The sequence below is a fragment of the Actinosynnema sp. NPDC023587 genome, assembly GCF_040640215.1.
GTDB lineage: Bacteria > Actinomycetota > Actinomycetes > Mycobacteriales > Pseudonocardiaceae > Actinosynnema.
Map to the genome: position 1 here is coordinate 207,505 of NZ_JBFABG010000008.1, position 20,694 is coordinate 228,198.

Sequence of the window (20,694 nt, forward strand, 5' to 3'; positions counted from 1 at the left end):
ACTCGACATCCCAGAGTCGCACACGGTAATCGCCACGACGAGTCCACGAGGGTGCGCCTTGTGCCACCGCGTCGGCGAAAGCGCCGTCGGGAGGGCCTGGCGGGGAGGAAGAGAACTGCGGCGGGAGGGGCCGCACCGCCGCATCGCCACCCACTCCCTCGACCGCGATCTGCCGATCCTCACCACCCCGCACGCCGCCCGCAAGCTGGGCCGGCGCGGCTTCCGGGAGACCGTCGGCCTGGGAACCTGGTCCGACCTCACCCTCACCCGCGACGGGGCCTCGCCGACCGTCACGTCCCTGCCCGGCCGGCACGCGCTGGGACCACTGGCGAAGCTGCTCCCGCCGGTCATGGGCAGCATGGTCGAGTACCGGCCGCACCCCGACGCCACGCCGCTGCGCGTCTACCTCAGCGGCGACACCCTGGTGCACCGCGAACTCCGCGAGCGCTACCCGGTCATCGACGTGGCCGTGGTCCACCTGGGCGGCACGAAGGCCCTCGGCCTGCTGCTGACCATGGACGGCAAACAGGGCGTCGACCTGCTGCAACTCCTCCAACCCCGGCACGCCGTCCCCGTCCACTACGACGACTACGGCCTGATGAAGTCCCCGCTGTCGGACTTCGTCGCCGAGGTCGAACGGCGCGAACCGCCCGCCGCGGTCACGTACGTCGACCGCGGCGGGCGGTTCACCTTCCCGTCACACCTCACCCGCTGAGCGTGCGGGCCAGCAGGAACAGGTTCAACGCCGAGATCACCACCGCACCCACCACGCCGAACAGGGTCGTGCCGCGCCGGTTCACCGCGCTGCCCATGACGTCGGCCCGCCGCCCCAGCAGCACCAGCGGCACCAGGGCGAACGGGATGCCGAACGACAGCACCACCTGGCTGAGCACGAGCGCCCGCGTCGGATCGACCCCCACCGCCAGCACCGCCAGGGCGGGCAGCATGGTCAGCAGCCGCCGCAGCACCATCGGGATGCGCCGGCGCAAGAACCCCTCCATGACCACCTGACCGGAGTACGTACCGACGCTCGACGCGGCCAGTCCGGACGCCAGCAGCGCCAACGCGAACGCCAACGCCGCGCCGGGCCCCAGCAGCGCGCCCAAGCCGGCGTGCATGTCCTCCAGCGACTCCCGCACGGGCCCCGTGCCGTGGAACGCACCCGCCGCCACGATGAGCATGCTCGCGTTCACCGCGCCGGCCACGCCCAGCGCCACCACGATGTCCGCCCGGCTGGCCCGCAGCACCCGCCGCCGCGCCACCGGGTCGGTGGTGTGGTAACGCTGGGTGAGCGCCGAGTGCAGGTAGATCACGTGCGGCATCACGGTCGCGCCGAGCATGGCGGTGGCCAGCAGCACGCTGTCCACCCCGGCGAACCCGGGCACGAGCCCCTCCAGCGCGCCGGTCGGCGGTCCCAGCCGCAGCGCCTGGTAGAGGAACCCGCCGAGCACCACCGCGAGCAGCCCGACGATCACCGACTCGAACCGCCGCCGGCGCAGCGGGGCCAGCGCGAGGATGCCCGCCGACACCACCGCCGTGATCAGCGCCGCAGGTAGCAGCGGGACGCCGAACAGCAGGTTCAGCGCCACCGCCGCGCCGACGAACTCGGCCAGGTCGGTCGCCATCGCCACCAGTTCCGCCTGCACCCACAGCAACCCGGTCACCGGTCGCGGGTAGTGCTCCCGGCACAGCTCGGGCAGGTTGCGCCCGGTCACCACGCCGAGCTTCGCGGACTGGTACTGGACGAACATCGCCAGCGCGCTCGCCCCCACGACCACCCAGAGCAGCAGGTGGCCGTGGGCGGCACCGCCCGCCATGTTGGTGGCGAAGTTGCCCGGGTCGACGTAGGCCACCGCGACCACGAACGCGGGCCCCATGACCACGGCCGCCGAGCGCAGCCGCGCCACGACCGGCGTCCGCGACGGGGTGTCGACCATGTCACCTCCTCCGAGTCACCGGTCCGGCGGTCAGGTGAGCTTGCGGATGGCCCTCTCGATCAGCCCGAGGTTGGTCGGGCTGGTGGCGTACAGCAGCGGGTCCGGCGCGGGCGCGGACGCCTGGTCGCCCAGCGGCTCCGGGTTCATCAGGTAGGAGAACTCGTGGGTCCCGTCCGGGGCGGGTCCGGACGCCCACCGGCCCTCCGGCCCGGCCGTGCCGTCGGAGTTGTGCCAGATGGTGCCCGCGTGCTCCTGGTGCTCCTCGTCGAACAGCGCGCTCGGGCTGATCGGCCCCTCCAGGCCGTCTTCCTGCAACTCCTCGATCGCGGCCAGCCACATGTTCTGGTGGGCGGTGTCGCGGGCGAGGTTGAACTTGAGCATGTCCCGCACGCCCGGGTCGTCGGTCATGTTGTAGAGCCGCGCGGTCTGGAGCCTGCCCTGGGCCTCGGCGGCGACGTTGGCGCGGAAGTCGGCCATCAGGTTGCCGCTGGCGACGATGAACCGGCCGTTCCACGGCACGCCGTTGCTGTCGGACAGCGTCGGGCCGCCGCCGCTGACGATCGCCTGCTGCGGGTCCATCCCGCCGATGACCGCCGCGACCACCGGGTCCTCCACGGCCTTGGCGGTCACCTCCGAGGGCGCGCCCTCCAGCAGGCGGGCCACCATCGTCGCGAGCATCTCGACGTGGCCGATCTCCTCGGTGGCCACGTCCATGATCAGGTCCTTGTACTTGCCCTCCATCCGGCAGTTCCAGCCCTGGAACAGGTACTGCATGGTCACGGTCATCTCGCCCCAGGCCCCGCCGATCAGCTCCTGGAGCTTGCGCGCGAACAGCGCGTCGGGCTGCGCGGGCTTGGCCTCGAACTGGAGCCTGCTGGTGTGCAGGAACATCGCCGCCTCCTCGGTTGGGTGCGACCGCGACGGTAGGCAGGGGGCGTGACCGGTCCGCGCCCGGAAACAGCACGACCGCGTCACCGACTCGACACCGGTGCAGGTCGACAGCGGGCGAATATTTCCGCGCGGTGGTGTGACCGCGCGATTCCCGGGCACCCGAACGGCCCGGCACCCGTGACGGCAGAAAGGGCGTTCGCGGCGATGAACGATCGACCCCGCACCACCGTCCACCTGCTCGACGGCTTCGGCCTGGACTTCGACCAGGCACGGGTGCACGTGGTACCGAGCGCCCGGAAGTTGGTGGCACTGCTGGCGTTGCGCGAGAGTCCGGTCACCCGATCGGTGGCCGCAGCGCTGCTGTGGCAGGAAACGACCGCTCGACGGGCGGCGGCGTGCCTGAGGTCCACGCTGTGGCGGCTGTCCGGACCGGGTCTGGTGAGCACCTCCGGTGACACCCTGTGCCTGCGCCCCGGTGTGGAGGTGGACTTCCACCACGCCCGAAGGCTGGTGGACGCCGTCACCTCACCGGAGCGTGTGCCGGGACCCGACGCGGTGGCGCTGCTGCGCACGGACCTGCTGCCGGGGTGGGACTACCCCTGGCTGCACGAGGAGCAGGACTGGTGGCGCGAGGCCCGGCTACGCGCGTTGGAGGCGCTGAGCGCGCGGTTCCGGTCGTCGGGCGACCGGCTGCGGGCCCACCAGGCGGCGCTGGCGGCGGTGCAGACCGATCCGCTGCGGGAGAGCGCCCACCGGACGCTGGTGGAGTTGCACCTGGCCGAGGGGAACCCGGCGCAGGCGGTGCGGCAGTACACCGCCTACCGGGTGCGGTTGCGCAGCGAACTGGGGTTGGAGCCGTCCCCGGAGATCCACCGCCTGGTGCGCCCCCTGCTGGGTGGCCGGTGATGGCGGGCCCGGCGGTGGGGCTGGTGTGCGCGGGGTTGCTGTGGCTGGCGGGGCTGGGGCTGTTCGTGCTGGCGTGCCGGTGGTCGGCGGCGGAACCACGCCGGGAGCGCGAGGCAAGGCGGATCGCGGCGTGGCTGCGGGCGGCCCCGTGGGTGTCGGTTGCCGGAGCCTTGGTCGTCGTGGCGGGTGCCGGACTGCTCCTGGTCGCGTAACCCCGGGAGCCATGTGCACACCGCCCTCCCAGCAGGGAATCCCCTAACGGCCTGTCACCCGAACGCTTATCGACCGAGTGAAATCCACGACCACCTTCGTGTGCCCATCGCACCGAGAGCACCCGAACGCCGCCGCGACACTTGTGGCCGCCGACCCCACCCGGGCAGCCTGCGGCCGAATGCGGACTACCGGTTACACCTGGCGGGTTCGTCCTTGTCGAAGACCGTGGCGTGCAGCGCGAGCGGGGCGGCGGCACCGATCTTGGCCTCGCCGTCGTCGTGCCGGCCCACCTCGGCGTCCTCGTCGGCGGTGAGGCCGAGGACGTAGGTCAGGTAGAGGCCCTTGGACGCCCTGAGCTCGGGCATCCCGGTGATCGTGAAGGTCGTGCCGCCGTCGGTGATCCGGTGCTCGATGTCGCCCTGACCGCCCTGGCTGTTCCGGCCGCCGCTGTAGTAGGAGTAGGAGATGTACCCGTTCCAGGTGAATCCGGCGGGCGCGCGGAACCGCTGGTCGAGGGTGCCCACCTCCTGCTTCCCGTCCTGCTCGAAGCCGACGGTGACGGCCAGGAAGCCGCTCTCGCCCTGCTTGACCTCCACCACGGCGGGCTGGATCACCGGCAGCCTGCCGTCACCGTTGGTGAACGACTGCCCCTCGTCGGCACCCTGCACGGTGGCGGTCAGGCGCAGCGGTGCGGAGTCGGCCACCAGGGCCTTGCCGTCGGTGCGACGGCCGGGCACGGCGTCGGGCTTCGCCTTGATCCCCAGGGCGTAGGCGAGCACGTAGCCCTCAGCGGACCTGAGGTCCTGCAACCCGGTCAGCCGCAGCCGCGTGTTGTCGTCCTCCAGGACGGGTTCCAGCGTGGTGTCCCCGGTGCCCACGGTCTGCCCGTTGGCGTTGTAGTGGGTGAACGTGATCGTGCCCGTCCACTCGAAGCCGGTGGGTGCGTCGAACACCAGCTCGGCGGCGGGCAGGTCGACGGCGTTGTCGTCGGGGTTGGCCACGCTGATGGCGATGTGCCCCTGCTCGCCGGGTTTCACCGAGACCACGCCCTGCTGGCAGACCTGGAGGTCGTCCTGGGGGACGTGGGCGGTCAGCCGGGTGGTGTGCGAGTCGGACCGGTCCTGGGCGGTGTTGCGGTGCTCGGGCGAGCCGATGCTCGCGGTGCAGGTGACCTGGCCGGTGGCGGAGCGCCCGGTGGTGCCGGTGACGGTGATCGTGGCGCTGCCGCCGACCGGCAGGTCCAGCCGCTGGGTGAAGTCCTGCCCGTCGGTGTTCCCCTGGCCCGCTCGCGCCCCGCCGTCGGTGCCGGTGACGGCGACGGTGGCGTTGGACAGCCCCGCGACGAGGGTGCCGGCGACCTCGGCGTTCGGCACGCTGTTGGGGCCGTCGTTGCGCACGGCGATCGTGTAGGCGATCTCGCTGCCCGCAGGAACCTCGTCGGGGCCCGTGACCCGCAACGGCATCTTCGCGGGCAGCGCGATGACCAGGTTGCGCAGGCTGTGCAACGACGTGTGGTACCCGGTGCTGCCCGACAGGCCGAACTTGAACGTCTCGGGCATGGCGTCCTGGCCCGGGGCCGGCTTCAGGTCGACGCCGTCGAGCACGGTGGTGGTCCGGCCGGCGCGGGTGAGGTGCACGGTGACCACCGCGTCCACGATGACGACCTGCACGTGCGCCTGGTCGTCCCAGGTCGCCGCCAGACCGCCCGGGGCGTCCGCACCGGTGAGGTAGTGGAAACCGTCGCGTTCATTCCCCGATCCGCGCAGCGCGACCTTGTCCGGTTGCCGGGTCGTGCCGCCGGAGGGCCCGGCCAGAGTGGTGGAGAAGTTGCCCCAGATGTCGAAGCCCACACCGAGGTAGCCCCGGGAGACCCCCTCCGAGACGATCTTGCCGCCGGGGTCGACGGTGAGGGAGTAGCCCAGGCCCGCGCCGTAGCCGCCGACCCCGGTGTCGTGGGCACCGTCGATGAGGTAGACGGCGAAGCCGTCGCCCTGCCCGCCCGAGGCGTAGTAGTCGAACTCGACGCTGACCCCGGACTCGGCGGGGAACGGCGTGCCGAGCAGCGCCGTTCCGGCCTTGTACTGCTCGTTCGGGGTCAGCCGAAGGCCGTCGTCACCGGTCAGGACGGCGTCGCCGAGCAACGTCCAGTCGTGTTCGAGGTCCTCGACCTCGGTGACCCGGAACGTCTCCTCGATCGGGAAGACCGTGGCCGAGGTCTTGGGCGCGGGGCTCGCCGCAGTGGACTGCGTTGCCGTCATGGTGTCGTCACCTTCGCTGTCGTCCCCGCTGTCCGGGCCTGCGTGGTCCGGGGTCGGCTCGTCTCCCTCGTCTCCCTCGTCTCCCTCGCGGGGCGGGGCGGGCAGGTGGGGGCCGACGAGGTCGAACAGGCCGAGCACGACGTCTTCGTACAGGTAGAACCCGCTTTGCAGCTCCGGCAGCGGGTCCTGGTCGGTGGCGTGGTCCGCGAGGTGGTCGTCGGGAGCGGTTTCCTGTGGTGGGGACAGCACCTGCTCGAAATCGCGCAGGGCGCTTTGCACGAAGGAGCGCGCCGTGGTGGCGAGCAGGCGCACCGGCAGGTTGAGCGCGGCGGTGGTGCGCCGCAACGGCGCGGGTGCCTCTGCGGCTTCGACGGTGGCCAGCAGCCACCGCACCGGCAACGTCAACAGTTCGTCGAGGTCGGCGCGGGTCAGCACTGCGGGAGGCGGGCCGTCGATCATCAGGTCTTCCCATTCGAGCAGGTCGAACAGGAACTGCCCGCCCTTGTAGAAGGGCCACGGGGCCAGCGCGTCGAGGATGCACCGGGCCCGGTCCGGCGTGGCCCGCCGCAGCGCGACCCCTCGGCGGGCCAGCGTGCACAACAGCTCGCGCAACCGGTCGTTGGTCCTGCGGACCAGTCGCAGCACCGCCCGGTCCTGCTCGTACAAGGGGGACGCGGCGTGCGGGTTCGCGGGTTCGGGGCTCACAACGGCCGGGTGGTGACGTAGTGGGCGATCTGTCGCAGCACTGCTTTCCCTTCGTTCTCCGGGATGATGCCCAGGTCGTTCTCGAAGCGGTCGATGCCCTCGGCGGCCAGCCTGTCCGCCAGGTCGATGGCGTAGTCGATGGAGCCGTGTTCGCGCATGGCGGCCAGCAGGAGCTCGGCGTCGGCCTGGGACTTCCGGCTGCGCGGCCGGTTGAGGACCCTCGCGAGCCGCTTGCGCTCGGCCGCCTTCGCGGTGCGGAACAGGTGGATCAGCATGACGGTGCGCTTGCCCTCCAGCAGGTCCCCCAGGGTCTCCTTGCCGTAGAGCGCCTCGTCGCCGACGAGGTTGAGGATGTCGTCCTGGATCTGGAAGGCGATGCCGATGAGCCGGAAGACCTCGTCGAAGCGGTTCAGCACGGCCGGGTCGGTGACCCCGGCGCAGACCGCGCCCATCCGGCACGGGCTGATGCAGGTGTACCAACCGGTCTTCTTGGTGCTCATGGTGAAGTAGTCCTCGTCCCGGGGCGGGACCGTGCGGTCGTGGATCCACCCCAGTTCCATGGCCTGGCCCTCGATGGACTCCCGGCACATGTGCATGACCTCCTGGATGAGGCCCAGCGTCCGTGCCAGCCCGAGCGTTTCCAGGTTCGCCAGCACCGCGTCCACCGCCAGCAGGTTGAGCCCGTCGCCGACGTTGACCGCCAGGCCGTTGCCGAACTCGGCGTTCATCGTCGGCAGCCCGCGACGGTGGGTGGACTCGTCGGCGATGTCGTCGTGGACCAGGAACCCGTTGTGGAACAGCTCCAGCGCCGCCGCCGCCCGCACCGCGTTCTCCGGCTTCTCCCCGAAGGCCGCGCACGCCGCGAACACCAGCGTGGGGCGCAGTCCCTTGCCCTGGCGCGCCGGGTAGGACCGCATGAGGTCGTACAGGGCCGCTTTCGGCTCGCGGTCGGGCATCAGGTCTTCCATCTGCCGGTTGGCCCGCGACCGGCACACCCGCATCGTCTCCACCAGGTCGGCGTCGCCGACCCGCTGGGTCTCCCACCAGCCGGAGCTGCGGCGGCCGTCCCACAGCGACCTCGGTGCCGTGCGCACCGTCCCGCCGATGAGCGCCCGCGCGCCCCCGTCCTCGTCCGCCTCCAGCGGTTGCCGGGCGGCGAGGAAGTCCACGGCGTGCCAGCCGGTCGGGACGTCCCCGTGCGGGGACAGCGGCGCAGCGCCGTCGCCGGCGATCACCCCCCACAGCCGGGGGGCCTGTTCGCGGTAGTCGCGCCAGAGCTGCTGGATGAACCGCAGGCCCGAGGCGCGTTGGGACAGCAGGGTGAAGGCCCGCCACACCGCCAGCACCCGCTCGCGGTCCCCTCGGACGTCCAGGCTCTGCGCCAGGACCTGCTCCACCGGGGGGCGCTGGGCGTCGAAGACCAGGTTCATCGCCCGGTCGTCGAAGACCACCTCGACCTCGGGTGCGCCCACCAGGTCCGGCTCGACCACCAGGCGGCTGTGGCGCACCGTCATCGTGGCCCGGCTGCCGTCGTGGAAGTGCAGTGCCAGCCGGATGCCGCGCATCTGGTCGGCGGCGGCCGCGACGATGGCCGGTGCGCGTTGCGACAGCGCTGTCACCGTCTCGGCCAGCAGCCGCGCACCCGTGTGCGGTGCCCGCTCGGCGACCGCCGTCCCGGTCTCAGTCATGGGCACCACCCGCGAACTCCACGATCCCGCCCGTCTCGAACTCGACCCGCCGACCGGACACCACGCCCTCGGCCGTGCACCGGCCCAGCAGCTCGTGCACGCTGAACGGCCGCAGGCTCGTCTCGGACGGGTTGGCGATCCGGGCGGCCGTGGTCGGCCGGAAGTCCAGCACCAGCCAGTCCGCGCCCATCCGGGCGGTGATCAGCAGCCGCCCCGGGACGAGCGGGGCCGGGGCCGTGGCGAGGGCGGCGGCCAGCGGCGGGACCAGCACCACCCGGTCCCGGTCCAACTCGCCCTGCACCGCGACCTCCAGGCGGCGGCGCGGGAAGTGCCGCACCATCCGGCCCTCCCGCCACAGCATGACCGAACCGTTGGCGGATTCGGCCGGGTACCGGGGCTGGATCAGGGTGAACACCACCGACCAGGGCGGCGGGCCCACCGCGTCCGCCGACGGCGCGTTGGCGAAGCCGAAGACCCAGCCGCCCAGCACCGGCCAACTCCACCGGCCGCGCACACGTTCGTGGTAACCCACCAGGTCGCACGTGACGTCCCCGTGCGCGGTGCGCAAGGTCCCCGAACCCCGAACACCGGGTTCGGACTGCCAGCGGAGGAACTGGTCGTACCCGAACGGGGCGCACTGCGACGTGCACGGCCTGCTGGTGCGGAACAACCGCAGGTCCACCGCAGGCGCGCCCGCCACCGCCGCGACCGGGAACGCACCGGCCACCCGGTGCCGGTGGGGCACCCGGAAGGCCGACCAGGGCGAATCGGGCTGCACGGCGTTGAACTGGCTGGACGACCAGCCGTGCACGGGGTCGAACACCAGCAGGATCGCCATCCGCTGCGGCTCCCACCTGGTCGACGCGCCGTCGTCCGGCTGCTCCGCGCCGAGCACCGACAGGTTCGAGATCAGGGCGTGGCCGCTGTCCGGCGACAGGAACGCGTAGTGCAACCACCTGCGGTCGAGGGGGTGGTGCAGTTCCGTTTCGGGAAACGGTCCAGGGACGCCCAACACGGCGAAACCCTCATCGCGCGCGGACGAATCGGTGTGCGTAGCGGACAGGGAACTGACCTCGACTCCGGACTTGACGTGACGGGAAGGCGGTTCTCGGACTGCGTCGACGAACACCGCGCCGCCGTTGCGACGACGCGCAACCGCCGCGCCACCGCTCTTCCACAGTGCGCCCGAACCCCGGACGGACGCTACCGCAGGTATTCCCGCGACTACCAGCAGTAGCACCCGAAATGGTGACGTCTGCGCGCCGTTCGGATGGCGCAGAAGCGGCCGGCCGAGGCGCTGACCCGCCTGGCGAAGGCACGGCCAGGGTTACGTCTCCCGCGCGGAGAGGGGACGTCGGCGAACGGTTCGAGTTGTTCGCGAGCGCGCTGGGCGACTGTCGGCACCCCACGGGGTGCGGCTGTTCGCCGACATCATCACGCTGCGCCTGCCGTCGCCGGCGTTCACGGTGCGCTTCAACTCCGCGAGCTGCGCCGCCTTCAGCACCTTTCCACCGAGCAGGGCCTGAAGAAACCTGTTGCCGTCCTCACCGGTCCCAAGCATCACGACGGCCGTGCCGGCGATCGTCGGGCTGAACAACGTCACGTCCACCCGCTAGCACCATCGGGGATAGGCGGACCCATGTCGATCCCCTTCCCGGCGAACATGCCGTAGCCCTTGACGTGCGGGTTCGAGATGAAGGGCGACTTGTGGAGCGCCGACGTGTTCCGCAGGCCGAGCGGACGGATGATCCACTCGGTCACCTCCTGCTGCCAGGTGCGGCCGGTGACCGCCTCGATCACCATGCCGGCGAGCAGGTAGTCGGTGTTGGAGCAGTAGAAGCCCGTGCAGGCTCGAAGCGCGGAGCCTTCGCCGGGCCGAGCCGCACACCCTCGGCGGCGCACGGTGATCTTGCGGCCGTCATCGCCGTTGCCCGAAACGACAACTCGGCAGCCACCGGTTCACTGCGTCCTCAAGGGACAGTCGGCCCTCCCCATGACCTTGAGGACCGTGATGGCCACGAAGCTCTTGGTGCCCGCTGCGCTCGTCACGGTTGCCGCGCGGGCTGTCAACCTCCACCAACACCCCCCGCGCGCCGCCCGCCGCCCGCGACGAGCGCGTCGGCGTCGCGCCGCAACTGTTCGATCAGGAACGACCGGCCGGCCGATACCGGCCCGGACGCCGTGGGTTCCAGTGCCACCGAGCCCGCACCGGTCGAAATCCCGACGGCCACGCACCAGGCCGTGGCCACCACGGAAATCCTTTCCATGACCGAAGACCCGGTGAGCACCCTGGGTCCAACACGGGCAGCTCCGAATCCCGACCGATCCCCCCTCGACCAGGCGGCACCAACCGCGAGACCACCGGTCACCCACAGCGCAGATCGTGACAGCATCACGATCACCACGCGAGAACAGCCATCAATCCTTCAGCCGTAGGCAATGGCGACGCATTGCAAGAATCGCCATCGTCCGCGTCTCACTGTCGATAAACTCCACTTCGCACGCATCCGAATCGGCGTATTCATCAACGATCGCACCGATCGCCCCTGCGCACAGACCTTCCTCGGGTACGTCGACCAGGAGTTCGACCACGTCATGGAGTTTCATGTGTTTTCCTTGCACGCCAAGAAATTTCCTCTCAACGTGAGCCCGTCAATCCTCTCACCACGTATCGCCCCAGGTACGCCAATCGCCTCCCGCACACCCGCAATGCCGTTTCAACCTCGATTGGGTCAGCGGTGGGTGGGCGGACGATCAATCATCGGAAGCGACCGACCACCGAACCTCGGTCTCGCGGGATGCCGAGCCGTACACCACCAGTTCGACGCTCGCGAATGCGACCACCCCTCGGACTTGACGCCACAACCTGTAGCGACCACAGGAACCGATTTCCGGCCAACTCATTGACCAAATATTTTTGAAGTCGCCGAAAACCCGGACATAAATTAATTTTCGAGACCAATGATCCTATATTGCGCCTGACATGCCCGCAGCCATATCCGATGCCCCCACCACCACACGACACGCACCCTGCGACGTCAGCGCAGATAGAGTCTCTGCGCCAGCTCGTAACACCCCAAGGTGGCAGTGTTGCCGGCCGGGGTGCTCGTGGTGGGATGCGGTCGCTGTGCGGTGGCTTGTGGCCCGCGAATCGGAGCTGCTCGGCCAGGTGGCGAAGCGGATCTGAGTCACCACCGGTAGTCGAGGAACTTGCCGTCGAAGGTGACCACCACCCGGTCACCGTCGGGGTCGGGGCGGCGCGCGATGTCAACCTTGAAGTTGATCGCGCTCATGATGCCGTCGCCGAACTCCTCGTGGATCAACTCCTTCAGCGCGGGCCCGTAGACCGACAGCGCCTCGACGAAGCGGTAGATCGTCGGGTCGGTCATCATGGCCGGGTCCGTGCCGCGAGCGGGCTGGCACCGCAGGCTCTCCGCGACGGCGTCGTCCAGGTCGAGAAGAACGCAGACCGTCTTGGCCTGTTCCGGCGTCATCGGGTGCTGTCCGAGCAGGGCGGCGGTGACCCACACGACCGGGGCACCGAGCTCATCGGCGATCTGCGCCCAGGTCAGGCCCTTGCGCATCCGGGCGGCGACCACCAGGTCGGCGGCATCGGACTTGCTCATGATCGGCGTCATGACGATCTCCTCTAGGTCGCGGCGTGCGCCCGGACTTCCTCAGGTTCGTTGCAGCGATGCAAACGATCACGCCGAAACCACCGACCTCAGGAGTGAGGCTGACGTGATCTGGTCCCCGCACAACGGTCACAAGGAGGTCACCCCCTGTGCTCCGACTTTATCACCACCGTAACCGAAGAAGCGATGTTCCACGATCTACGTCAACCCAACGGAGCTCGCCCGAAAGATGATCGACGCCGGTGACGGCCCAAGGCGTTCGTGTCCACATGCGACACCGTCATCCTGGGCGTTCATGGCCGGTGCGATCCCCGCGCTCGCTGCCACGTTCGCGGTCACGGTGCAGACCGGCGACGCGCTCGTCTTCACTCTCGTTCCACTGGCGTTGATCGACAAGCGGCCCAGTGCCCGGCTACGCACGGTCCTGCGTTACCGGTCGCTGGTGTTCGTCGGCAACCTCGCGGTCGCACTCGTCGTCGCGCTCATGATCGGAGGAATCGTCACCTTCAGATTCTCGGTGGAGCCGAACGAGGTCGGGCAGCCGCTCGGTGAGATCGGGTCCCCGCTGGAGCCGTCCTCTTCCTTGGTGGGCGGTGCCAGGTGCCGTCACGGCCGTTGACAGCCTGATGGTCATCGGCGAGTCGCCAACCGATGGGCCCCAACGAGTACGTCACCAAATGCTGCACGTTCGCTCGGCTGAGCCTGGTGCCCTCGGTGGACCTCGCCCAGTAGAACGCGGCTCCTTCGGTGAACGTCGCCTCGCCGAACCCGGCACGCCCCAGTGGTTGTGGCTCCGGCGAGCGTTAGCTGAGCGCCACTGCCGCAGTGCTAGCGTGCACGCGTGGAGATCGTCGACGGCCCCAGAATCGTGTCGAAGCCCGCGAGCCATTACGTGGGTATCCGTGTCGTCACACCGTTTCGAGGCATGTTCGCTGTCCGCGACAAGCTGATGGACGAACTTCACACGTGGCTCGACGCACGCGACGTGCCCCACCTCGGCCTCACCTTCTTCCGACTGCACGTGATCGACATGAACGGTCCGATGGACGTCGAACTGGGAACCGTCACCCACGAGGCACTCGAAGGCGACGACCGTGTCCGCGCGGGCACGCTGCCAGCGGGCCGGTACGCCGCACTCACCTACGTCAACCACGCCCGACGTGCCAACCGCACGCTGCTCGATTGGGTCCGAGACAACAACATCAGGCTCGACAGGTGGGACGAACCCGCTGGCGACCACTTCGCATGTCGTTACGAGGCATACCTCACCGACCCTCGATCCGAACGCATGAAGACCAAATGGCGCGTCGAGCTCAACATCCTCCTCGCCGAGGAAAGCGCCTGAGCAACTCTGCCACCTCCCCCGGCTATCGAGCGGACGCCACGGCCGGGGCCCAGAACCATTTTGAGCGCCGAACTGGCTGGCTATCGCGCTCAGCCGGGTATACGCGGACATCGGTCACCGAGTTCGTCGGAGGCAGGCCCTCCCGACAACGGAACCGTCTCGCTTCCAGCGTAGGTCGAGTATGTAGCCAGTCCGCCGTAGCCCGTGCTACCGAGCCCTGACAATCGCCCTCAGACAAGGGTGCGCCAGTATTCGGAGCCTCACTGGCACGGTTGCCATCCGCCGCGATGTTGGCCAGCACGGCACAACGGCCGGCCGTGCTGCTCCGATCGAGGAAACCTGGCGCTACGGCATCAGACCACCGTCCTGGAACGCCAACTGGGCAACGCCCGTCCACAACTCCCTCCCGGCGACCAAACGTTCGTCGCAGCACTGCCGCATGCACTCCCGATCGACGCACCTCGTCGACTCCGGTTATTCGCACGCCCGGAGACAGTTCCACGCCGGCGCAAGGACCTCCTCGACCGTCGGCATGCCGCCAAGTCCCCGGACCGACCACGGACCATTCACTCCACCCGGCTCCTGGTGCCGCGCCCACCGCAGGAGAACCCCGCCCGGGGGCACCGTGGCATCAAGGCATCGCCAACACCCGACCACTACAGCCGCTGCCGCACCCAGCCTCCGATCAAGCAGCGATCACCCGACTCAACATCCACTGACGACAGCGACTGGGCGACATCTGAAGTTCGCACCTCGCCTCATCACCGCTGCGCCGACTGGTCGTTGATGGGATTCTGGCAAAAGCCCATCGCCACGGTGCCGGTCGTTCGCCGACAGTCCATGTCCATGATCGTGAATGACTTTCACTCCTGGGTCAGTCGATCGACTGCACCCGCAATTCACCGACCACCAACCATCGACATCTCACACGCCTCCATCCAGAGACACGCACACATCACGCACGTCCCGTACCAGGTCGGCAAGAGGCACAGCAGCTTGCACTGGCCAGCCAGCAAAAGTCACAAACACCCCATCGGGTGGCCAGAAATTGGCACTACCACCGCGCTAACACGAACCCCGGCCGCGTACACGACTGCACCCCTGCGGCGCTGGATCATGCCCGTCGAACTGACCCTCGTCCTGACAGCCACTGCCCCGGCAAGCTGGTTGCCAGCGGACTGGGTGGCGAGAATCAGGTTCGGTGGCGGCCTGATCGCCCTTCACTTCACCCGGCGGCGGAACCACCAGCCAGCTCCGCACCAACCTGACCCGGTTACCCTTCGTACTCGATGCGACGTGGCGGACCGGCGATGTGGCCGCCTGGCCGATGGGAGCACTCGGCCGTCCGCAGGGTGCGCGTGCCACCGACCGGCGGCAGGCCGATTAAACGAAACCACGATGAACCGAATCAAAACCGGCACACCACGCTGTAAACTCACAGGTCAAAAAGGGTCTTCCCCGCGCGAGCGGGGGTGGTCCGACCACACGAGCGGGCGCGTCACCCGGTCCGGCGTCTTCCCCGCGCGAGCGGGGGTGGTCCTGCGCGCGGTGCGCCCGACCCACCTCCGCACGTGGTCTTCCCCGCGCGAGCGGGGGTGGTCCGATTTGCGTCGACCGTCATCGAGGGCCAGGCGGGTCTTCCCCGCGCGAGCGGGGGTGGTCCCTCGATCGCCTCGGCGTAGGCGTCGCTGCGGGAGTCTTCCCCGCGCGAGCGGGGGTGGTCCCGAGACCCGAGCGGCCCGTCACCACACTGGTGGGTCTTCCCCGCGCGAGCGGGGGTGGTCCCGCTCCCGAACCCGCGTTGTAGTGCACGTAGTGGTCTTCCCCGCGCGAGCGGGGGTGGTCCCAACTCGACGGTGTTCGCCGACCTCACCGGGATGGGTCTTCCCCGCGCGAGCGGGGGTGGTCCTCGATCCGGAAACCGGGAAGCGACAGCGGACCAAGTCTTCCCCGCGCGAGCGGGGGTGGTCCCAGTGCGACGCCGAGGGGACAGACCCTCTCCTCGTCTTCCCCGCGCGAGCGGGGGTGGTCCCCAGCCCGTCAGCTCGTGAACCTCCGTGGCGGCGTCTTCCCCGCGCGAGCGGGGGTGGTCCAACCCGTCCACTTTGATCACGAACCAGACGAGGGTCTTCCCCGCGCGAGCGGGGGTGGTCCCCTCACCGCCACCCAGTTCGGGTTGCAGTGGTTGTCTTCCCCGCGCGAGCGGGGGTGGTCCTCGGTTCGCGCAGGGCATCTCGTACGGCTGGATGTCTTCCCCGCGCGAGCGGGGGTGGTCCCACCTCTGTGGTCGACCGACGAACTGCGGTCGAGTCTTCCCCGCGCGAGCGGGGGTGGTCCAACCTGCGAACCGCGTCGCGCGCTTCCGGCGTGGTCTTCCCCGCGCGAGCGGGGGTGGTCCCACGACGTTCATCACCGCGTCGTGGGCGGCTTCGTCTTCCCCGCGCGAGCGGGGGTGGTCCCAGCGATCCGAGGACGGTCGCGCCCGCCGTCGCCGTCTTCCCCGCGCGAGCGGGGGTGGTCCCGCGCGAGCGCCGTGGCGCGACCGCACGGGTACCGTCTTCCCCGCGCGAGCGGGGGTGGTCCGTTTGGTGAGATCCTCACGTCGCCGGAGCGACGGTCTTCCCCGCGCGAGCGGGGGTGGTCCACCCCCCGGTTGAAGTGTGCGATAAGCAAGGTTGTCTTCCCCGCGCGAGCGGGGGTGGTCCCATCAGCACCACGCAGCTCGACGCGATCGTCCAGTCTTCCCCGCGCGAGCGGGGGTGGTCCCATCCTGCCGTGGCGGCGAAACCGCCAGGCCGAGTCTTCCCCGCGCGAGCGGGGGTGGTCCTACCTCGCCGCCGCCGGCCGCGAGCTCCGTCCCGGTCTTCCCCGCGCGAGCGGGGGTGGTCCACCCCCCGGTTGAAGTGTGCGATAAGCAAGGTTGTCTTCCCCGCGCGAGCGGGGGTGGTCCCATCAGCACCACGCAGCTCGACGCGATCGTCCAGTCTTCCCCGCGCGAGCGGGGGTGGTCCCATCCTGCCGTGGCGGCGAAACCGCCAGGCCGAGTCTTCCCCGCGCGAGCGGGGGTGGTCCTACCTCGCCGCCGCCGGCCGCGAGCTCCGTCCCGGTCTTCCCCGCGCGAGCGGGGGTGGTCCGTGTTCTCGTCTTCCTGCGGGCGGAGCTGGGGTGTCGGTTCGTTGGTGGTGTGGTGATCAGCGTTTGCCGTAACGGCGTCGGCGGGCCGCTGTGCTCCAGTTGCGGGTGCTGGGGGTTTGTGCGGTGTCGTCGGTTTCGTCGGGGTCTGCCGGTCGGAGCATGAGTTGGACGCCGTCGTAGTCGACGGGTTGCCAGTTGTGGTGGTGGACTTTGAAGTCCAACCCTTGTTCGTTGTCGGCGCGGAAGACCATGATCGCTCGTCCGGACTTGACCATGTCGAGGACCCTGACCCACATCAGGTTGCGCACGCGGGTGCTGACTTTGCCGACGAAGACCCCTGGGGAAATTTCGAGCAGCCAGCGAGTGAGGTGGCCGCGCAGGCCGACGGGGCAGGCAGCCACGACGATGACTGTCACAGGTCGTCCTCATCGTCGTAGTAGTTGGTGCCACCGGCGACAGCACGGCCGTTGTCGTCCCAGAGCATGACGACGTTGCGGGCTTCGTAGTCGGGGTCCTCGAAAGCCTCCGGTCCGTACTCGACCAAGCCGTCGTCCTCCTGGAGCAGGGTTTTGACGTCGCGGACGCAGGTTTCGAGGAAGGCACCGTCGCGCATGCGGTCGCGGACGGCACGGCGGGTTTCGGTGCCGATGTCGGCGACTTCACGAGAGGCGACGTCGAAGGCGACGGGGATGGTGATCTCGGCCTTGTAGAGGTCGGCGATGTCGTAGACGAAGGACCGCACGTGTCCGGTGTGGACGAAGCCGAGGCCGGGTGCGCAGCCGAGGGCGACGATGACGGCGTGCACGACACCGTAGAGGCTGGTGTTGGCCGCGGAGAGGGCCTTGTTGACCGGGGTGCCGGAGTCGAAGTCGGTGACGTCGTAGTCGCGGCGCTGCCACTCCACGCCGGTGCGTTTGGCGTGCTCGCGGTACAGCCGCCGCACGCGGGCACCTTCACGGCCGCGCAGTTGCTGCATGGTCAGGCCGTCGGTGTCCTCACCGGGGAAGCGCATCGCGTACATCTGCCGTGCCACGCGCAGCCGCGTGCGGGTGTTGGACACGAGGTTGGCCTGGGCTTCCAGCAGCCGGGAAGAAGCCGCCAGGGTGCGGCCGTGGGCGTAGTAGCGCACGCCGCGCTCACCGACCCACACGGCGGTGGAGCCGCTTTCGGCCAGCAGCACCATGGCCTGTTGGGTGACGTTGGTGCCCGGCCCCAGCAGGAGTGCGCCGAGGGTTGCGGCGGGGATGTGGACGGTGCCACGTTTGTCGGTGGCGGTGATCGCGTTGTCGTCACGGTTGACGACGCAGTGTTCCAGGTACAGGAACGACAGTCGGTCCTGGGCGCGGACGAGCTGGGACAGCGGGACCGGCTTGGCACCGGGGATGTCTGGCACGGAGCTCCTCGGGCACAGGTGCCTCAGACGCGGCGGACGGGGGCGAGGGTGAGCAGGCCGCAGCCGTAACCCTTGGCCGGGCCGATGCCGTTGACCAGGCCGGCGCGCAGCAGGTCGGCGTCGAGGACTTCCAGGTGTCCTTCGAACACCGCGGTGGACAAGGTGACGTCGGTGCCCTGGCGTTTGAACGTCACGTGCTCGCGCCCGTGCACCGCGACATCGGGTTCCTTGTGCTCACCGGTGACCACGGTGAAGCCGTGGCGTTCGGCGCGATCGAGCAGCCAGCCGGTCTGTTGGGCGACGGTGACGTGCCCGAAGCGCTGCGATCGGGTCGAGTCGGCGTTCTTGCGGCGGTTGCCGACCGGGTTGGCCCGGAGTCGGAAAGCCCACTGCCGGCCGACTTCGATCCGGTCGAGCAGGGCTTGGTAGTCGCGGGTGTCCCAGGTGTGGGTGGTGGGCCAGCCGACCTGCTCGACCAGGTGGGTCAGGTCGGGGCGGTGTGGTCCGACCAGGTAGAGCAGGACCTGGTGCTGATTGCGGTCCACGCGCCACAGCACCCGCCCGTCGGTCGGGGTGGGCGCGCTGGGCGGGAAGGCTGCCATGACCGCGGCGTGCAGCTTCTGCGGTGAGGCGAGCAGTGAGCGGGCTGCGCGGCGGGCTGCGTTGATCTCGAAACGGGTCAGGTACATCAGGCGATTCCCTCGAAGGCCGCCATGGGGTCGAACGGGTCCGCGGCGAAGGGTGGCGTGGTCGCGTCCTGCGGTGCGCGGTAGCCGGGGTTGGGCACCGCGAAGGGGTAGCGGTGGATCGAGCGCCACCCGTAGCGGCGTTCGCGCGGGTCGAAGCTGATCGGCTCGTCGCGCACGAGTTCCGCGTCCGGTTCGCCCGGCGGGCAGTCCAGCACGATGTCGAGTTCCTTGGTCGGGGCTTGATGGCGGCGCTGCACGGTGGGTGAGGCCAGCCACGGGTGCCGCTCCAGGCGCTCGCGCGTGGAGCCATCGGCCAGTCCGTGCAGCAGCCGCCCTGCGGGAGGGCATGATCGGCGTCCCAGGAACAGGGGGAACACCGGCGACCGCAGCGCCTGTTCCAGGCTTTCCAGCAGTGCCGGTTCGCCTTCGACGGCCGCAGCGAACACGGCGTCGGCGAGGTAGAAGCGGTAGGACAGCGGCATCGAGGCGGACCCGTCGCGGGTGCGGGCGGTCTGGAAATCGCGTTCCAGTTGTCCCGGCTGGTCGATGCGGACGCCGATGCGCAGGTCGAGCAGTTCCTCCAGCGGGTCGGTGCGACGACGGCCCTGGGCGGCGGCCAACAGGCCGAGAACACCGCTGCGACTGGGGACGCGGTCGGTGTTGCGGCGCACGAAGCGACTGCTGGTGCCCCAGGATTGCAACGGGGCACCCAGCCGCAGCAGCAAAGTGGTCACGCCTGCTCCGCGAGCCGCTCGGCCACCAGGGTGCCCACCTCACGCACGGTCGGGTCGAACGTGCTGCGCCGCGCCAGTTCGGCCAGCGGAGCCACCTTCTTCTCCCCCACCCCGAACACCCAGGCGTCCACCGGCTGCTCGTCGAACGCCTCGTGCAGTTCCCGGGCGTGCTCGGCCAGCCGGCCGATCGCGGTCACCACCCGTCCGCCGTCGGTGTCGTCGGGCACGACTTCCTCGAACGCCCCCACCAGGTTGATCGACTGCGTCTTGCGAACCACGACCAGGACCGCGTCGGGCAGGGTGCGGTTGGCGAAGGTGTTCTGCTTGCCGGTGGGCATGCTGGACACGAACGCCCGCACGAATGCCTCCACCGCCCGCCGCGTGGCTTCGGCGTCGCCGAGGTTGTCGTGCAACCGGTCGACGTCGACGGTGGCGTAGCGGTACAGGGTGGAGGAGTTGAACTCGATCGTGCCGATCATCCCAGCCCCGGCGTCCTCCTCCTCGTCCGCCTTCTTGTGGTCGTCGACCGCGGTGAAGTAGTCGTACTCGTTGTCCACCGCGTGCACGCTCAGCGCGTGGGCTACCTGGCAGGCGGCGTCGACGTTGAGGTCGGTGGCGTCGGCCACCATGCGCCCGAACAACGCCACGTCCACCGAATGCGCCTGGTCGGCCCGTGCCCGCGCCTCGGTCTTGGCGATTTCCGGCTTGCCCTCACCGGCCACGTCGGCGGCGTGGACCGCCAACTCGGCCAAGTTCTGGATCTGTCGGTTGCTCAAGAACAGCAGGTAGCCCGATTCCGGCAGGGCCTCCTTCTTGCGCGCCGGGCTGATCTTGATACCGGCCGCGGTGAGCACCGCCTCGGCCAGCTCCGCCGACCGCTGCGCCAGCTCCGGGCGCTGCCGGGTGATTTCCTCGCCCACGAGCTCCACCACCCGCTTGGTGCGCACCCCCAGCTCGGAGGGGTCGAGCAGTTGCTCGAAGGAGTCCCGGGTGGCGCGCTTCCAGGACTGGCTGGACACCCGCGCCCGCCGTCGCCCGCCGTAGACGGCGGTCTTGGGGCTACCGGTGTCGTCGCGGTTGATGTTGCTCGGCGGCACGGTCTGGACGACGTGGACGTCGACGATGGTGCGAGACATGGACAAGTCCTTCGGAACTGGAGGTGGGG

At 69.7% G+C, this 20,694-nt stretch carries 20 protein-coding genes and 1 CRISPR repeat array; of the genes, 5 read left to right on the top strand and 15 right to left on the bottom strand.

Going from position 1 to position 20,694, the window contains the following annotated elements; translation table 11 throughout:
- Positions 1 to 58 precede the first annotated feature (58 nt).
- The gene (locus tag AB0G01_RS22335) at positions 59 to 715 is read left to right on the top strand and encodes an MBL fold metallo-hydrolase (protein WP_360948438.1); all 657 of its coding nucleotides are present in this window, start codon (positions 59 to 61) and stop codon (positions 713 to 715) included.
- Here the strand turns inward: AB0G01_RS22335 and AB0G01_RS22340 are convergent.
- Positions 705 to 1,937, bottom strand: a complete 1,233-nt coding sequence (locus AB0G01_RS22340; RefSeq protein WP_360948440.1) for an Nramp family divalent metal transporter — start codon at positions 1,935 to 1,937, stop codon at positions 705 to 707. The genes AB0G01_RS22335 and AB0G01_RS22340 overlap by 11 nt on opposite strands.
- Positions 1,938 to 1,967: 30 nt before the next feature.
- Positions 1,968 to 2,828 (bottom strand): manganese catalase family protein, encoded by an 861-nt coding sequence (locus AB0G01_RS22345; RefSeq protein ID WP_360948442.1) that lies wholly within the window; start codon positions 2,826 to 2,828, stop codon positions 1,968 to 1,970.
- A 204-nt stretch (positions 2,829 to 3,032) separates the two neighbouring features.
- Here AB0G01_RS22345 and AB0G01_RS22350 point away from each other — a divergent pair, with 204 nt between their 5' ends.
- Positions 3,033 to 3,734, top strand: a complete 702-nt coding sequence (locus AB0G01_RS22350) for a bacterial transcriptional activator domain-containing protein (protein WP_360948444.1) — start codon at positions 3,033 to 3,035, stop codon at positions 3,732 to 3,734.
- On the top strand, positions 3,734 to 3,946 hold the full coding sequence (locus tag AB0G01_RS22355; RefSeq protein ID WP_360948446.1) for a hypothetical protein: 213 nt from the start codon (positions 3,734 to 3,736) through the stop codon (positions 3,944 to 3,946). Before AB0G01_RS22350 ends, AB0G01_RS22355 begins: the two co-directional genes overlap by 1 nt.
- A 186-nt stretch (positions 3,947 to 4,132) precedes the next feature.
- Here the strand turns inward: AB0G01_RS22355 and AB0G01_RS22360 are convergent, their stop codons facing one another.
- The 8 genes from AB0G01_RS22360 to cynS all read right to left on the bottom strand — a co-directional run bounded on the left by AB0G01_RS22360 (position 4,133) and on the right by cynS (position 12,236).
- Complete coding sequence (locus AB0G01_RS22360; RefSeq protein ID WP_360948448.1) at positions 4,133 to 6,910, bottom strand: hypothetical protein; 2,778 nt, start codon at positions 6,908 to 6,910, stop codon at positions 4,133 to 4,135.
- Complete coding sequence (locus AB0G01_RS22365) at positions 6,907 to 8,598, bottom strand: polyprenyl synthetase family protein (RefSeq protein ID WP_360948450.1); 1,692 nt, start codon at positions 8,596 to 8,598, stop codon at positions 6,907 to 6,909. The genes AB0G01_RS22360 and AB0G01_RS22365 overlap by 4 nt, the downstream gene beginning before the upstream one ends.
- On the bottom strand, positions 8,591 to 9,550 hold the full coding sequence (locus tag AB0G01_RS22370; protein WP_360948452.1) for a hypothetical protein: 960 nt from the start codon (positions 9,548 to 9,550) through the stop codon (positions 8,591 to 8,593). The genes AB0G01_RS22365 and AB0G01_RS22370 overlap by 8 nt, the downstream gene beginning before the upstream one ends.
- Positions 9,551 to 9,925: 375 nt before the next feature.
- Positions 9,926 to 10,207 (bottom strand): hypothetical protein, encoded by a 282-nt coding sequence (locus tag AB0G01_RS22375; protein ID WP_360948454.1) that lies wholly within the window; start codon positions 10,205 to 10,207, stop codon positions 9,926 to 9,928.
- The gene (locus AB0G01_RS22380) at positions 10,198 to 10,500 is read right to left on the bottom strand and encodes a serine hydrolase (protein ID WP_360948456.1); all 303 of its coding nucleotides are present in this window, start codon (positions 10,498 to 10,500) and stop codon (positions 10,198 to 10,200) included. Before AB0G01_RS22380 ends, AB0G01_RS22375 begins: the two co-directional genes overlap by 10 nt.
- 164 nt (positions 10,501 to 10,664) lie before the next feature.
- On the bottom strand, positions 10,665 to 10,847 hold the full coding sequence (locus AB0G01_RS22385; RefSeq protein ID WP_360948458.1) for a hypothetical protein: 183 nt from the start codon (positions 10,845 to 10,847) through the stop codon (positions 10,665 to 10,667).
- A gap of 169 nt (positions 10,848 to 11,016) precedes the next feature.
- Entirely contained in the window at positions 11,017 to 11,205 is a 189-nt protein-coding gene (locus AB0G01_RS22390) for a DUF4926 domain-containing protein (protein ID WP_360948460.1), read from the bottom strand.
- A 581-nt stretch (positions 11,206 to 11,786) separates the two neighbouring features.
- Positions 11,787 to 12,236 (bottom strand): cyanase, encoded by a 450-nt coding sequence (gene cynS, locus AB0G01_RS22395; protein WP_360948462.1) that lies wholly within the window; start codon positions 12,234 to 12,236, stop codon positions 11,787 to 11,789.
- A gap of 292 nt (positions 12,237 to 12,528) precedes the next feature.
- Between cynS and AB0G01_RS22400 the strand changes: the two genes are divergently transcribed.
- Together AB0G01_RS22400 and AB0G01_RS22405 are read left to right on the top strand one after the other, a co-directional pair.
- A complete protein-coding gene (locus tag AB0G01_RS22400; protein WP_360948464.1) occupies positions 12,529 to 12,852 on the top strand; it encodes a hypothetical protein in 324 nt (107 codons plus the stop codon).
- A 222-nt stretch (positions 12,853 to 13,074) separates the two neighbouring features.
- On the top strand, positions 13,075 to 13,578 hold the full coding sequence (locus tag AB0G01_RS22405) for a GyrI-like domain-containing protein (protein ID WP_360948466.1): 504 nt from the start codon (positions 13,075 to 13,077) through the stop codon (positions 13,576 to 13,578).
- 1,451 nt (positions 13,579 to 15,029) lie between these two features.
- Positions 15,030 to 16,712: a CRISPR direct-repeat array (repeat unit 28 nt; unit sequence GTCTTCCCCGCGCGAGCGGGGGTGGTCC).
- 57 nt (positions 16,713 to 16,769) lie between these two features.
- Here the strand turns inward: AB0G01_RS22405 and cas2e are convergent.
- Genes cas2e through cas7e form a run of 5 tightly spaced genes read right to left on the bottom strand, consistent with a single transcriptional unit; the run spans position 16,770 to position 20,665 of the window.
- Positions 16,770 to 17,129, bottom strand: a complete 360-nt coding sequence (cas2e, locus tag AB0G01_RS22410) for a type I-E CRISPR-associated endoribonuclease Cas2e (protein WP_360948468.1) — start codon at positions 17,127 to 17,129, stop codon at positions 16,770 to 16,772.
- The gene (cas1e, locus tag AB0G01_RS22415) at positions 17,126 to 18,106 is read right to left on the bottom strand and encodes a type I-E CRISPR-associated endonuclease Cas1e (RefSeq protein ID WP_360948470.1); all 981 of its coding nucleotides are present in this window, start codon (positions 18,104 to 18,106) and stop codon (positions 17,126 to 17,128) included. The genes cas2e and cas1e overlap by 4 nt, the downstream gene beginning before the upstream one ends.
- A gap of 23 nt (positions 18,107 to 18,129) precedes the next feature.
- The gene (gene cas6e, locus AB0G01_RS22420; RefSeq protein WP_360948472.1) at positions 18,130 to 18,795 is read right to left on the bottom strand and encodes a type I-E CRISPR-associated protein Cas6/Cse3/CasE; all 666 of its coding nucleotides are present in this window, start codon (positions 18,793 to 18,795) and stop codon (positions 18,130 to 18,132) included.
- Entirely contained in the window at positions 18,795 to 19,529 is a 735-nt protein-coding gene (cas5e, locus tag AB0G01_RS22425; protein ID WP_360948474.1) for a type I-E CRISPR-associated protein Cas5/CasD, read from the bottom strand. Before cas5e ends, cas6e begins: the two co-directional genes overlap by 1 nt.
- Positions 19,526 to 20,665 (bottom strand): type I-E CRISPR-associated protein Cas7/Cse4/CasC, encoded by a 1,140-nt coding sequence (gene cas7e / locus AB0G01_RS22430; protein WP_360948476.1) that lies wholly within the window; start codon positions 20,663 to 20,665, stop codon positions 19,526 to 19,528. Before cas7e ends, cas5e begins: the two co-directional genes overlap by 4 nt.
- Between the last annotated feature and the right edge of the window lie 29 nt (positions 20,666 to 20,694).

Coding starts and splice junctions, on each gene's coding strand:
- AB0G01_RS22340 (WP_360948440.1), bottom strand. CDS start 1,937: ATGGTCGACACCCCGTCGCGGACGCCGGTCGTGGCGCGGCTGCGCTCG.
- AB0G01_RS22345 (WP_360948442.1), bottom strand. CDS start 2,828: ATGTTCCTGCACACCAGCAGGCTCCAGTTCGAGGCCAAGCCCGCGCAG.
- AB0G01_RS22350 (WP_360948444.1), top strand. CDS start 3,033: ATGAACGATCGACCCCGCACCACCGTCCACCTGCTCGACGGCTTCGGC.
- AB0G01_RS22355 (WP_360948446.1), top strand. CDS start 3,734: ATGGCGGGCCCGGCGGTGGGGCTGGTGTGCGCGGGGTTGCTGTGGCTG.
- AB0G01_RS22365 (WP_360948450.1), bottom strand. CDS start 8,598: ATGACTGAGACCGGGACGGCGGTCGCCGAGCGGGCACCGCACACGGGT.
- AB0G01_RS22390 (WP_360948460.1), bottom strand. CDS start 11,205: ATGAAACTCCATGACGTGGTCGAACTCCTGGTCGACGTACCCGAGGAA.
- cynS (WP_360948462.1), bottom strand. CDS start 12,236: ATGACGCCGATCATGAGCAAGTCCGATGCCGCCGACCTGGTGGTCGCC.
- AB0G01_RS22400 (WP_360948464.1), top strand. CDS start 12,529: ATGGCCGGTGCGATCCCCGCGCTCGCTGCCACGTTCGCGGTCACGGTG.
- cas6e (WP_360948472.1), bottom strand. CDS start 18,795: ATGTACCTGACCCGTTTCGAGATCAACGCAGCCCGCCGCGCAGCCCGC.
- cas7e (WP_360948476.1), bottom strand. CDS start 20,665: ATGTCTCGCACCATCGTCGACGTCCACGTCGTCCAGACCGTGCCGCCG.